The following is a 13,689-nucleotide window of genomic DNA, read 5'->3' as shown; positions in this document are numbered from 1 at the left end:
ACGGACCGGAACACCCCTCGCAGCCCTCAATGCCGCCCCGGAACGGACCGGAAAGCCGCCACGGCCCGGAATGCCGTCGCGGCCCGGAATGCCGCAGGGAGACAGCCCGACTCCGCCAGGGGGCCGGCCCGGAATGCCGCAGGGAGACAGGCCGACTCGGCCAGGGGGCGGACCCGGAACCCCGCCGGGGAACGGGACCGTTAGGGTCCCGAGGGCCCGCCCACGCCCCCGAGGGTCAGCTCACGCGGTGAGGCGGGCGATGGCCTCCTCGACCGTCAGTTCCTCGCGCTCGCCGGTCCTGCGGTCCTTCAGCTCCAGCACGCCCTCGGCGGAGCGGCGGCCCGCCACCAGGATCTTCGGTACGCCGATCAGCTCGGAGTCCGTGAACTTCACGCCCGGGGAGACCCCGGCCCGGTCGTCGACCAGGACGCGCAGGCCGGCGGCGCGCAGCCGCTCGGAGACGTCGAGCGCCAGCTCGATCTGCAGGGCCTTGCCCGCGGCCACCACGTGCACATCGGCCGGGGCGACCTCCTCGGGCCAGCACAGGCCCTGCTCGTCGGCGGTCTGCTCGGCGAGGGCGGCGACGGCGCGGGAGACGCCGATGCCGTAGGAGCCCATGGTCACGCGGACCGGCTTGCCGTTCTGGCCGAGGACGTCGAGCTTGAGGGCGTCGGCGTACTTGCGGCCCAGCTGGAAGATGTGGCCGATCTCGATGGCGCGGTCCAGCTTCAGGCCGGTGCCGCACTTGGGGCAGGGGTCGCCCTCCCGCACCACCACGACGTCGGCGTACTCGTCGACCTCGAAGTCACGACCGGCCACCACGTTCTTGGCGTGCAGGTCCGGCTTGTTGGCGCCGGTGATCCACGCGGTGCCCGGGGCGACCCGCGGGTCGGCGATGTACTTGGTCTTCTCCAGGCCCTGCGGGCCGACGTAGCCGCGCACCAGGTCCGGCCGGCCCGTGAAGTCCTCCTCGGTGACCATCTCGACGACGGCCGGGGCGAAGTGCGCCTCGACCTTGTCCAGGTCGACCTCGCGGTCGCCGGGGACGCCGACGGCGACGATCTCGCCGTCGACCTTCACCAGGAGGTTCTTCAGGGTGGCGGAGGCCGGGACGCCGAGGGAGGCGGCGAGGGTCTCGATGGTGGGGGTGTCCGGGGTCGGGATCTCCTCGGGGGCCGGGACGCCGGAGGCGTCCTGGGGCCGCAGCTCGTAGGTGATCGCCTCGGTGTTGGCCGCGAAGTCGCAGTTCGGGCAGTCCGCGAAGGTGTCCTCGCCGGCCTCGGCCGGGGCGAGGAACTCCTCCGACTTCGAGCCGCCCATCGCGCCGGCGGTCGCCGCGCAGATGCGGTAGTCGAGGCCGAGACGGTCGAAGACCCGGCGGTAGGCCTCGCGGTGCAGGGCGTACGACTGGGCGAGCCCCTCGTCGGTCAGGTCGAAGGAGTAGGAGTCCTTCATCAGGAACTCGCGGCCGCGCAGGATGCCGGCCCGCGGGCGGGCCTCGTCGCGGTACTTGTGCTGGACCTGGTAGAGGATCACCGGCAGGTCCTTGTAGGAGGACGCCTGGTCCTTCACCAGCAGCGTGAAGATCTCCTCATGGGTCGGGCCGAGGAGGTAGTCGCCGCCCTTGCGGTCCTTCAGGCGGAACAGCTCGGCGCCGTACTCCTCCCAGCGGCCGGTCGCCTCGTACGGCTCCCGCGGCAGCAGGGCGGGCAGCAGGACCTCCTGCGCGCCGATGGCGTCCATCTCCTCGCGGACGATCCGCTCGACGTTGGCGAGGACCTTCCGGCCCAGCGGCAGCCAGCTCCAGACGCCGGCGGCGGTCCGGCGGACGTAGCCGGCGCGGACGAGGAGCTTGTGGCTGAGCACCTCGGCGTCCGCCGGGTCGTCGCGCAGCGTCTTGGCCATCAACTGGGACATGCGCTGGACCGGTGTGTTCGCCATGGTTCTCGTACTCCTGCTGCGGCGTAAGGGTGATGCCTAGGAGGTTAGCCGGGCGGCCGGGGGCGGCGGAAATCCGTTACCGGCGGCGGAGCAGCGGCAGGGGGGCGCCCATCACGGCGTAGGGCTTCGCGGCGCTCGGGAAGAGGACCTGGCGGGCGAGGTCCTGGTAGCCGAGGGAGCGGTAGAGGCCGCGCGCCGGGCTCTCGATGTCGATCGCGGACAGGATCGAGCGGGGCTCGGTGGCGCCGTCGGTGATCGTGGTGATGAGGGAGCGGCCGATGCCGCGGTTCTGGTAGCGCGGGTGGACGTGCAGCTCGGTGATCACGAAGGAGTCGTCGAGCCAGTCGTCGTGGCCCTGCGCCCGCAGGTACGGCTCGACGACGGTGGACCACCAGTGGGTGCGGTCGTTGGGCATGCCGTACACGAATCCGACGAGGGTGTTCCCGGCGGTGGTGGCGCCCAGGGCCCGCGCGCCGGGGAAGGTCATGTGGCGCAGGACGATCTGACGGCGTACGGCGACTTCTTCCGCGCCGAGTCCGAAGGCGACGGCTTGGACGTCGAGCGCTTCGTCGACCCGGGCGGGAAGGTCGAGCGGGCCGATGACGACGTCGTCGGGCCGGGAGTGACCGTGACCGGGAAAGCGCAGCATGCGGGGAGACTACAGGGCTCGTGACAGCGACGGGTCCCGGAGTCGGGCCGAGGCTAGAACAGCACGCTCATGAACGCGCCGACCTCGCGGAAGCCGACTCTGCGGTACGTCCTGCGCGCGGCGGTGTTGAAGTCGTTGACGTAGAGGCTGACGACCGGCGCCACGTCGGCCAGCGCGTACCGCAGGACCGCCGCCATGCCGGGGGCCGCCAGGCCCTTGCCCCGGTACTCGGGGGCCACCCATACGCCCTGGATCTGGCAGACCTGCGGCGTCGCCGCGCCGATCTCCGCCTTGAAGGCGACCTTGCCGTGTTCGTCGAGGCGGGCGAAGGAGCGGCCGGAGCCGACCAGTTCGGCGACCCGGGCCTGGTAGAGCAGCCCGCCGTCGCCGGCCAGCGGGGAGACGCCGACCTCCTCGGTGAACATCGCCACGCAGGCCGGCATGATCGTCTCCATCTCGTCCTTGCGGATGCGGCGGACGTAGGGATCCGGGGCTATGTCGGCGGGCATGCGGTCGGTGACCATGAGGGGCTGGTGTCTGCGGACCTCGCGGGCCGGTCCCCAGCTCGGTTCGAGGAGGCGCCAGAGCAGGGCGGTGGGCTCGGCGGGGCCGACGACGGAGGAGCAGCGGCGGCCGGCCCGGCGGGCCCGGTCGGCGAAGGCCCGCACGGCACGCGGGGTGGCGCAGATGGGGACCAGGTTGGCGCCCGCGTAGCACAGGGACGTCAGTATTCCGTCCTCGTAGAAGCCCCACATCTCGCCGCCGAGCCGCCACGGGTCGAGGCCGGCGACCTGGACGCGGGAGGTCACGAAGGCGTTCGCGACCGGCTCGCGGTCCAGGACGGCGAGCGCGGCGTCCAGGTCGCTCGGTTCGAGGACTCTGGAGGTGGTCTGCGTCAACACGTGCGGGGCCTCACCCTGAGGGTTCGCTGATCTCCGCACTGTACCTGGCGATTTTCTGCCGCGCCGCCCCGCGGGGCGGCCCGGTGGGACGGGTGCGGCGGCCGTGGCCCGCGGACGTTCCGCGAGGTCGGCCGCGCAGGTGCCGTGGTCAGCCGGCGACCGACACCGAGGGCTCGCCGGAGGCGACGCCCTCGGCCTCCATCCGCTCCGCGAGCTTCATGGCCTCTTCGATGAGGGTCTCGACGATCTTCGACTCGGGGACGGTCTTGATGACCTCGCCCTTGACGAAGATCTGCCCCTTGCCGTTGCCCGAGGCGACACCGAGGTCGGCCTCCCGCGCCTCGCCGGGACCGTTGACCACGCAGCCCATGACCGCCACCCGCAGCGGCACCTCCATGCCGGTCAGACCCGCGGTGACCTCCTCTGCCAGCTTGTACACGTCGACCTGCGCGCGCCCGCAGGACGGGCAGGAGACGATCTCCAGCCCGCGCTGCCGCAGGTTCAGCGACTCCAGGATCTTCAGGCCGACCTTGATCTCCTCCACCGGCGGCGCGCTCAGCGACACCCGGATCGTGTCCCCGATGCCCTGGGAGAGCAGCGCGCCGAAGGCGACGGCCGACTTGATGGTGCCCTGGAACGCCGGGCCCGCCTCCGTCACGCCGAGGTGCAGCGGGTAGTCGCACTGCGCGGCGAGCTGCCGGTATGCCTCGATCATCACGACCGGGTCGTTGTGCTTGACGGAGATCTTGATGTCCCGGAAGTCGTGCTCCTCGAACAGCGACGCTTCCCACAGCGCGCTCTCCACCAGGGCCTCCGGCGTCGCCTTGCCGTACTTCTGCAGCAGCCGCCGGTCCAGCGAGCCCGCGTTGACCCCGATCCGGATCGGCGTGCCGTGGTCCTTCGCCGCCCGTGCGATCTCCTTGACCTTGTCGTCGAACTGCTTGATGTTGCCCGGGTTCACCCGGACCGCCGCACAGCCCGCCTCGATCGCCGCGAACACGTACTTCGGCTGGAAGTGGATGTCCGCGATCACCGGGATCTGCGACTTCCGCGCGATCGTCGCCAGCGCGTCCGCGTCGTCCTGCGTCGGACACGCCACCCGCACGATCTGGCAGCCGGAGGCGGTCAGCTCCGCGATCTGCTGGAGCGTGGCACCGATGTCGGAGGTACGCGTCGTCGTCATCGACTGCACCGACACCGGGGCGTCGCCGCCGACCGGCACGGAGCCGACCTGGATCTGCCGGCTCTTGCGGCGCTCGGCGAGCTTGGTCGGAACGGACGGCATGCCGAGAGAAATCGCAGTCATCTGCTGTGCAACCCCAAGTCGTGATCCAAGGTCCGGTCCCGTCAGCCCCGGGCTCCGGGCTCCGGGCTCCGAGATTACGGCACCGGCGAGGCCCCGGGCACATCACGCCCCGCGATGCCGCCCGACGCATGACGGCCCGGCACAGAGTGTGCCGGGCCGTCATGAACTCCCGATGGCTACGGGATTCCGGCTGATGGCTACGAGATCCTGACCGGGTTGACGACATCGGCCACCAGGACGAGCAGGGTGAAGCAGACGAAGATCCCCGCCACCACGTACGCCACCGGCATCAGCTTCGCCACGTCGAACGGTCCCGGGTCCGGGCGGCGCAGCAGCTTCGCCGTGTTGCGGCGCAGCGACTCCCACAGGGCCCCGGCGATGTGGCCGCCGTCCAGGGGCAGCAGCGGGAGCATGTTGAACAGGAACAGGGAGAGGTTGAAGCCGGCGACCAGCATGACGAACATCGCCAGTTGCTGGCTGGCCGGGATGTCGAGGGTGAAGATCTCACCGCCGACCCGGGCCGCGCCGACCACGCCCATCGGGGAGTCCGCCGCGCGCTTGCCGTCGCCGAAGGCCGCGTCCCACAGGCCGGGGATCTTGGCGGGCAGGCTCGCGATGGAGTCGACGGCGTCCCCGACCCGGTCGCCCATCCAGGTCAGCGACTCGCCGAAGTCCTGCCGGACGATGCCGCTGGCGGCGCTGAAGCCGAGGAAGCCGGCGGTGACGTACTTGCCCTGGACGATCTGGCCGCTGGAGTCCTTCTTGGCGACCTGGTTGCTGGCGATCGTCGCGTGCAGGGTGACCTGCTCGCCCTTGCGCTCGACGACGATCGGCACGTTCTTGCCGGGGTTGGCGCGGATCAGGTCGGAAAGCTGGTTCCAGTCGTCGGTCCGGACGCCGTTGAAGGAGACGATCTTGTCGCCCGCCTTCAGGCCGGCCGCGGCGGCCGGGGAGGCGGGGTCGCCCTTCTTGCAGGTGTCGCGGTTCTCGCTCTGCGCGATGACGCACTGGGAGACCGAGCTGACGCTGGTGGTCTGCTGCGAGATGCCGAAGCCCATCAGGACGGTGAGGAACAGCGCCACCGCCAGGATCAGGTTCATGAAGGGGCCCGCGAACATCACGATGACCCGCTTCCAGGGGGCGCGGGTGTAGAAAAGGCGGTTCTCGTCGCCCGGCCGCAGCTCCTCGAAGGCCGCCGTGCGGGCGTCCTCTATCATCCCGCGCCAGGGCGAGGTGGAACGCGCCTCGAGCCGGCCGTCGGGGCCGGGCGGGAACATGCCGATCATGCGGATGTACCCGCCGAACGGGACGGCCTTGATCCCGTACTCGGTCTCGCCCTTCTTCCGCGACCAGACGGTCGGGCCGAAGCCGACCATGTACTGCGGCACGCGGATGCCGAAGAGCTTGGCCGTGGACAGGTGCCCCAGCTCGTGCCACGCGATCGAGACCAGCAGGCCGAACGCGAAGACCACTATGCCGAGGAAGAACATCAGGGTCGTCATGCACTGGCCTCCGCCGTGTGTGCCGCCAGTTCCCTGGCCCGGGTCCGGGCCCAGGTTTCCGCTTCGAGGACGTCCGACACGGTGAGCGAGGTTCCCGTGCGCGGGGTGCCGTGCTCCTCGACCACCCGGGTGACGGTCTCCATGATCCCGTTGAACGGCAGGGCGCCGCCGCGGAACGCCTCCACGCACTCCTCGTTGGCCGCATTGAACACCGCCGGGGCGGTGCCCGCGAGCTCGCCCACGTGCCGGGCGAGGTTCACCGACGGGAACGCGTCGTCGTCGAGCGGGAAGAACTCCCACGTCGAGGCCTTGCTCCAGTCGAAGGCGGGCGCCGCGTCGGGGACGCGCTCGGGCCAGCCGAGACCGATGGCGATCGGCCCGCGCATGTCGGGGGGCGTCGCCTGGGCCATCGTGGATCCGTCCGTGAACTCGACCATCGAGTGGACATACGACTGCGGGTGCACGACCACCTCAATCCGATCGAAGGGAATGTCGTACAGCAGGTGTGCCTCGATGACCTCCAGGCCCTTGTTCACCAGCGTCGCGGAGTTGATCGTGATCACCGGGCCCATGGCCCAGGTGGGGTGGGCGAGGGCGTCCTCGACGGTGACGTGGGCCAGTTGCTCCTTGGTGCGGCCGCGGAAGGGGCCGCCGGAGGCCGTGACGACGAGCTTGCGGACGTCCGCGCGGGTGCCGGCCGCCAGGGCCTGGAAGAGGGCGGCATGCTCGGAGTCGACCGGGATGATCTGCCCGGGCTTGGCGAGGGCCTTGACCAGGGGGCCGCCGACGATGAGCGACTCCTTGTTGGCGAGCGCGAGGGTGCGGCCCGCCTCCAGGGCGGCGAGGGTGGGGGCCAGGCCGATCGAGCCGGTGATGCCGTTGAGCACGGTGTGGCAGTCGGAGGCGGCGACCTCGGTGGCCGCGTCGGGCCCGGCGAGTATCGCGGGGAGCGGCTCCCCCGCGCCGTACCGGGCGGCGAGCGCCTCGCGCAGGGCCGGCACGACGTCCTCGCGGGCCACCGCGACGGTCCGCACCCCGAGCCGGTGCGCCTGCTCGGCGAGGAGGGCCACGCGGCCGCCGTTGGCGGACAGGGCGGTGACCCGGAAGCGGTCGGGGTTGCGCAGTACGAGGTCGATGGCCTGGGTGCCGATCGAGCCGGTGGAGCCGAGGATCACCACGTCCTTCGGTCCGTCGCCCGCTACGGGGTCGTAGACGAGGTGGGGATCGGCGAGTGGGGCTGGACTGTCGCTCATCCCCCCATTGTGGCCGAGGCAGGCCCCGGGAAGGACAGGGCGTCCCTCGGTCGGGCGGGTTGTCGCGCACTGCGCGGATCGCAGCGAAAACACCCTTTGTGAAACCCGCGTGAAGATCATGTGATAACACTTCTTCACCGGCCGTGAACGACCGGCCGGCAGACGGAAACCTCTGGGGGGAATTCCATGCGGACACGCGCCGCCCTGCCCGCGCTCGCGGGCGCCGCGCTGCTCACCGGCACGCTGCTCAGCTCTCCGGCCGAGGCGGCCGGGAGCGTCCACATCTACGAGGTGTACTACGACAGCCCCGGCTCGGACACCGGCTCCAACACGAGCCTCAACGCCGAGTGGGTCAAGATCAAGAACTCGACGTCGTCGACGGTCTCCCTGAAGAACTGGAAGATCAAGGACGCGACGGGCTACACGTACACCTTCGGCGACGTGAAGATCGGCGCGGGCAGCACCAAGAAGGTGCACACCGGCAAGGGCACCAACACCGGGACCGACAAGTACTGGGGCCGTTCCTGGTACGTGTGGAACAACACCGGTGACACCGCGAAGCTCTACCGGGCCAGTGGCACGAAGGCCGACTCGTGCACCTGGTCGTCGCGGGGCAGCGGCTACAAGTACTGCTGAGCCGCCGCCCCGCGCGGTTCTCACCTGATGGGCCGGTGCACGTTCTCCTTCCGCGCCGGTCCGGGGGACGCGTCGGCGATCCACGGGCCATCGCCCGACGGGTCGACGACGCCCTCCTCCAGCCAGGTGTACGTGCCGGACATGACGCCCTTGACGACCTTGCGGTCGACGTCGTCGGTGTTGGTCCACAGCCGGCCGAAGAGTTCCTCGACGCGGACCCGGGACTGCCGGCAGAAGGCGTCGGCGAGCTGGTAGGCCTCGCGGCCGTGGTCGCCCTCGCTGCGCAGCAGTTCGGCCCGGACGCAGGAGGCGCTCATCGCGAACAGCTCCGCGCCGATGTCGACGACGCGGCCCAGGAAGCCCTGCTTGGTCTCCATCCGGCCCTGCCAGCGGGACATCCCGTAGAAGGTGGCGCGGGCCAGCCTGCGGGCGCTGCGCTCGACGTAGCGCAGGTGCCGGGAGAGGTCGGCCCCGTGGCGGAACCCGGCGTAGGCGCCGGGGACCTGCCCCGGCCCTGCGACCAGTTTGGGCAGCCACTTGGCGTAGAAGACGCCGGCGTTCGCGCCCGCCTTCGCCTTGTCCGACAAGGACTTCTCGGGGTCGATCAGGTCACCGGCGACCGACAGGTGGGCGTCGACCGCCTCGCGCGCGATGAGCAGGTGCATGATCTCGGTGGAGCCCTCGAAGATGCGGTTGATGCGCAGGTCGCGCAGCAACTGCTCGGCGGGGACGGCGCGTTCCCCGCGGGCCGCCAGGGAGTCGGCGGTCTCGAAGCCGCGTCCGCCGCGGATCTGGACGAGTTCGTCGGCCATCCGGTACGCCATCTCGCTGGCGTACAGCTTGGCGAGGGCGGACTCGATGCGGATGTCCTTGCGGTTCTCGTCGGCCATCTGCGAGGACAGGTCGACGATCGCCTCCAGGGCGAACGTCGTCGCGGCGATGAAGGAGATCTTGGAGCCGACGGCCTCGTGATCGGCGATGCGCCTGCCCCACTGCGCGCGGACGTCGGCCCACTCGCGGGCGATCTTCAGACACAGTTTGCCGGCGCCCGCGCACATCGCGGGCAGCGAGAGTCGGCCGGTGTTGAGCGTGGTCAACGCGATCTTCAGGCCGGCGCCCTCGGGGCCGATGCGGTTCGCGGCGGGCACCCGGACCTGGTGGAAGCGGGTGACGCCGTTCTCGATGCCGCGCAGGCCCATGAAGGCGTTGCGGTTCTCGACGGTGATGCCGGGCGACGACGCCTCCACGATGAAGGTGCTGATGCCGCCGGGGTGGCCCTCGGACTTCGGGACCTTGGCCATGACGACGAGGAGGTCGGCGACGACGCCGTTGGTGGTCCACAGCTTCACGCCGTCGATGACGTAGTCGTCGCCGTCCGGGACCGCGACGGTGGCCAGCCGGGCCGGGTCGGAGCCGACGTCCGGCTCGGTGAGCAGGAAGGCGGAGATGTCGGTCCGGGCGCAGCGCGGCAGGAAGGTCTCCTTCTGCTCGTCGGTGCCGGCGAGCTTCAGGGGCTGGGGTGCGCCGATGGACTGGTGGGCGGAGAGCAGGGTCGCGATGGCCGGGCTGGCGGTGCCGACCAGGGCGAGGGCCTTGTTGTAGTACACCTGGGTGAGGCCGAGGCCGCCGTACTTGGTGTCGATCTTCATGCCGAAGGCGCCGATCTCCTTCAGGCCGCTCACGACCTCGTCGGGGATCTTCGCCTGGCGCTCGATCAGGGCGCCGTCGATCTTCGTCTCGGCGAAGTCGCGCAGCTTGGCGAGGAACTCCTCGCCGCGCTGGGCGGTCTCGTCGGCGGGCCGTGGGTGTGGGTGGATGAGATCGAGGCGGAAACGGCCGAGGAACAGTTCCTTGGCGAAGCTGGGCTTGCGCCAGTCCTGCTCCCGGGCTTCCTCCGCCACCTGCCGGGCCTCACGCTCCGAGACGGTCGACCGGGGTGGTGTTGGTGCGGACATCGAGGCTCACCTCGCCGCGAATTGGGGATCTTGGTCCGTTTTGGTTACCGACGGGTTCTACGGGATCGTATGTACCCGATCCGGGGGGCGGGCACCACCCTTCGTGCAATCGTTCAGCCGATATGACGGGACCACTGGTCCGGACGGACGCCGCCGGTGGCGGAGTTGCCCCGGGGCGGCTTCCGGGGGACGGTTCGGGGTACGGACCAGCGGCGGGCGTCCGCCGCCCGCCGGGGCGCCGGGGCACCGGCTCCCCGGCGCGGAGGATCGCGCGGGGACCCACCCCGGAAAAGCTGTCGAAGCGCTTCGATAACCTATGGACACTCGATCTCGCTGGAGCTAGGGTCGAACCACCCCTCACCCTCCCTTGTTCGCACTGCGCACTGTCGAAGCGCTTCACACGCTTGGAGAGCTGGATGGTCACCCTCGCCGAGGTCGCCCAGCACGCCGGAGTCTCGGCGAGCACGGTGAGCTATGTCCTCAGCGGCAAGCGGTCCATCTCCGCGACCACCCGGGAGCGGGTCGAGCAGAGCATCCGCGAGCTGGGCTACCACCCGAACGCGGGCGCCCGGGCACTGGCGAGCAACCGTTCGAACATCATCGCGCTGATGATCCCGCTGCGCACCGACATGTACGTGCCGGTGATGATGGAGATCGCCATCGCGGTCGCCACCACCGCCCGCACGCACGGGTACGACGTACTGCTGCTCACCGGCGAGGAGGGCCCCGACGCCGTCCGCCGCGTCATCGGCAGCGGGCTCGCGGACGCGATGATCCTGATGGACGTCGAACTCGACGACGAGCGGCTGCCGCTGCTGCGGGAGACCGACGAGCCGTCGGTGCTGATCGGGCTGCCCGCCGACACCGCCGGGCTCACCTGCGTCGACCTCGACTTCCGGGCGACCGGCGCGCTGTGCCTGGAGCACCTGGCGCTGCTCGGCCACCGCGACATCGCCGTCATCGGCGAGGCCCCCGCGGTGTACGAGCGGCACACCGGCTTCGCCGAGCGCACCCTCGACGGGCTGCGCTCGCGCGCACGGGAGCTGGGCATCCGGCTGCTGCACCGTCCGTGCGAGGGCGGGTACGACGCGATGACCGTCACCCTCGCCCGCATCCTCGACGAGCGCCCGGGCACCACGGGCTTCGTCGTCCAGAACGAGTCGGCCGTGGAACCGCTGCTCGCCCTGTTGCGCCAGCAGGGCCGCGCCGTGCCCGAGGACGTGTCGGTGGTCGCGATCTGCCCGGAGCAGCTCGCCGTCCAGGCGTCGGTGCGGCTGACGTCCGTCGCCATCCCCGCCCAGGAGATGGGCCGGCACGCCGTGGAACGCCTGGTCGCCAAGCTCGACGGCCACGGTTCGGACGAAGTGGTGCTGATCGCACCGGAGTTGACGGTACGGGCGAGCACGGGACCGGCGCCCTCCGCCACCTCCTGACCCAGCTCTCGCTGCCCTCCGGGGCACCTTCACGTCCTTCAGGAGCACCCCACGTGAATCAGCCTGCCCAGAACCAGACCCAGGTGAGCCTGGCCCAGTCCGCACCCACCGTCGGCACCTTCCGCGAGCGGGACGGCGCGCTGGAGTGGAGCGGCCGTCAGGAGACGGTGCGCGTGGAGCCGTGGGGGCCGGACGCCGTCCGGGTCCGTGCCCGGCTCGGCGGCCCGGTCCTCGACGGCCTGCCCGGCGCCCTGCTCGACGACCCGCCGGCCGCGTCGTCCACCGTCAAGATCGAGGACGGACGGGGGCGGCTGACCGTCGGCTCCCTCACCGTCGAGATGGACGCCGAGGGCCTGGTCCGCTTCCTGCGCACCGACGACCTCTCGGAACTGCTCGCCGAGGAGCGCGCCCACTTCTGGTGGCCCGGCCCCCGCCTCTACACCGCCGTCGGAGGCGGCCACCACCGCCTGGAGCAGCGGTTCGCCGCCTACGACGACGAGAAGCTGTACGGCCTGGGCCAGCACCAGCACGGCCGCCTCGACCAGAAGGGCCTGGTCGTCGACCTGATCCAGCGCAACGCCGAGGTCGGCATCCCGGTGCTCAGCTCCAGCCGCGGCTACACCCTGCTGTGGAACAACCCGGCGATCGGCCGGGTCGAGCTCGCCCACAACGGCACCCGCTGGGTGGCCGACTCGGCCCGCCAGATCGACTACTGGATCACCGCGGGCACCCCGGCCGACGGCCAGCGCCGCTACAGCGCGGTGACCGGCCGCACGCCGATGCTGCCGGAGTGGGCGGCGGGGTTCTGGCAGTGCAAGCTGCGCTACCGCACGCAGGACGAACTCCTCGCCGTGGCCCGCGAGTACAAGCGGCGCGGGCTGCCGATCTCGGCGATCGTGTGCGACTTCTTCCACTGGACGCACCTGGGCGAGTGGAAGTTCGACCCCCGCGAGTGGCCCGACCCGGCGGCCATGGTGCGCGAACTGGAGGAGCTGGGCATCAAGCTCGTCGTCTCCGTCTGGCCCTCGGTGTCGCCGCTGAGCGAGAACCACCAGCTCATGGAGCAGCGCGGCTACTTCATCGGGACGCAGTACGGCCCGATGGCGCACGCCGACTGGCCGGACAAGGAGGTCGCCTCCACCGTCCAGGTCGCCTTCTACGACGCCACCAACCCGGAGGCCCGGGAGTTCGTGTGGTCGCGGGTGAAGGAGAACTACCTCGACCCGTACGGCATCACGGCGTTCTGGCTGGACGCCTGCGAGCCGGAGCTGAAGCCGGGCTTCCAGGAGAACCTGCGCTACTGGGCGGGCCCCGGCCTGGAGGTCGGCAACATCTACCCGGCGGAGAACTCCCGCACCTTCCACGAGGGCCTGCGCGCCGAGGGCGAGGAGGTGATCACCCTCAACCGCTCGGCGTGGGCGGGCAGTCAGCGCTACGGCGCGGCCCTGTGGTCCGGCGACATCGGCACCGACTTCGCGACCCTGCGCCGCCAGATCGCGGCCGGCCTCAACACCGCGCTGTCCGGCATCCCGTGGTGGAACACCGACATCGGCGGCTTCCACGGCGGCGACCCGGACGACCCGGCCTACCGCGAGGTGCTGGTCCGCTGGTTCCAGTTCGGCGCGCTGTCCCCGCTGATGCGGCTGCACGGCTTCCGCGACCCGGGCATGCCGCTCGGCCCGGACATGACCGGCGGCCCCAACGAGGTGTGGTCCTACGGCGAGGAGGCCGGCGCGGTCCTGGAGAAGTACCTGCGGCTGCGCGAGCGTCTGAGGCCGTACGTGCTGCGGGTCATGCGGGAGGCGCACGAGGAGGGGCTGCCGGTGATGCGGCCGCTGTTCCTGGAGTTCCCCGGCGACCCCGGCGCCTGGTCGGTCGACGACGCCTACCTCTTCGGCCCGGACCTGCTGGTCGCCCCGGTGCTCACGGCGGGCGCGACGACCCGCACGGCGTACCTCCCGGCGGGCGCGCGCTGGACGGACGCGTGGACGGGCGAGACGTACCAGGGCGGCGCTTCCGTCACGGTCGACGCTCCGCTGGACCGCATCCCGCTGTTCCTGCGGGACGGGGCGAGCCTGCCGGTGGCGGAGTAGCCACGCCCGGCCGGAGGGG

The 13,689-nt window shown here is 71.1% G+C and carries 10 protein-coding genes; 3 read left to right on the top strand and 7 right to left on the bottom strand.

The features are described from left to right. Positions 1-240 precede the first annotated feature (240 nt). The 6 genes from ACZ5GT_RS13655 to dxr form a co-directional block, all read right to left on the bottom strand. Positions 241-1,941, bottom strand: coding sequence for a proline--tRNA ligase (locus tag ACZ5GT_RS13655; RefSeq protein ID WP_469020736.1), 1,701 nt, complete (start codon positions 1,939-1,941; stop codon positions 241-243). A 76-nt stretch (positions 1,942-2,017) separates the two neighbouring features. Further along, positions 2,018-2,590 (bottom strand): GNAT family N-acetyltransferase, encoded by a 573-nt coding sequence (locus tag ACZ5GT_RS13650; protein ID WP_469020733.1) that lies wholly within the window; start codon positions 2,588-2,590, stop codon positions 2,018-2,020. Between the two features lie 53 nt (positions 2,591-2,643). Continuing rightward, entirely contained in the window at positions 2,644-3,492 is an 849-nt protein-coding gene (locus tag ACZ5GT_RS13645) for a GNAT family N-acetyltransferase (protein WP_469020727.1), read from the bottom strand. 148 nt (positions 3,493-3,640) lie between these two features. After that, on the bottom strand, positions 3,641-4,798 hold the full coding sequence (gene ispG, locus ACZ5GT_RS13640) for a flavodoxin-dependent (E)-4-hydroxy-3-methylbut-2-enyl-diphosphate synthase (RefSeq protein WP_469020720.1): 1,158 nt from the start codon (positions 4,796-4,798) through the stop codon (positions 3,641-3,643). A 197-nt stretch (positions 4,799-4,995) separates the two neighbouring features. Then, entirely contained in the window at positions 4,996-6,288 is a 1,293-nt protein-coding gene (locus tag ACZ5GT_RS13635; protein ID WP_469020816.1) for a M50 family metallopeptidase, read from the bottom strand. A gap of 8 nt (positions 6,289-6,296) precedes the next feature. Then, positions 6,297-7,553: a 1-deoxy-D-xylulose-5-phosphate reductoisomerase gene (gene dxr, locus ACZ5GT_RS13630; RefSeq protein ID WP_469020717.1), complete on the bottom strand. Its 1,257-nt coding sequence runs from the start codon at positions 7,551-7,553 to the stop codon at positions 6,297-6,299. Positions 7,554-7,739: 186 nt separating this feature from the next. On the opposite strand from dxr, the gene ACZ5GT_RS13625 reads away from it, so the two are divergent. Then, positions 7,740-8,189, top strand: coding sequence for a lamin tail domain-containing protein (locus ACZ5GT_RS13625; protein ID WP_469020714.1), 450 nt, complete (start codon positions 7,740-7,742; stop codon positions 8,187-8,189). A gap of 20 nt (positions 8,190-8,209) precedes the next feature. Here ACZ5GT_RS13625 and ACZ5GT_RS13620 read toward each other — a convergent pair whose 3' ends face one another. Next, positions 8,210-10,144, bottom strand: coding sequence for an acyl-CoA dehydrogenase family protein (locus ACZ5GT_RS13620; protein ID WP_469020711.1), 1,935 nt, complete (start codon positions 10,142-10,144; stop codon positions 8,210-8,212). A 416-nt stretch (positions 10,145-10,560) separates the two neighbouring features. Between ACZ5GT_RS13620 and ACZ5GT_RS13615 the strand changes: the two genes are divergently transcribed. Continuing rightward, the gene (locus ACZ5GT_RS13615; protein WP_469020708.1) at positions 10,561-11,577 is read left to right on the top strand and encodes a LacI family DNA-binding transcriptional regulator; all 1,017 of its coding nucleotides are present in this window, start codon (positions 10,561-10,563) and stop codon (positions 11,575-11,577) included. A 53-nt stretch (positions 11,578-11,630) separates the two neighbouring features. Next, the gene (locus tag ACZ5GT_RS13610; protein WP_469020705.1) at positions 11,631-13,670 is read left to right on the top strand and encodes a glycoside hydrolase family 31 protein; all 2,040 of its coding nucleotides are present in this window, start codon (positions 11,631-11,633) and stop codon (positions 13,668-13,670) included. The last annotated feature ends 19 nt before the right edge of the window (positions 13,671-13,689 follow it).

Source organism: Streptomyces sp. NPDC031340 (assembly GCF_055569945.1).
The sequence above is the reverse complement of the archived record's forward strand: the minus strand, read 5'-3'. Positions and strand labels throughout refer to the sequence as shown.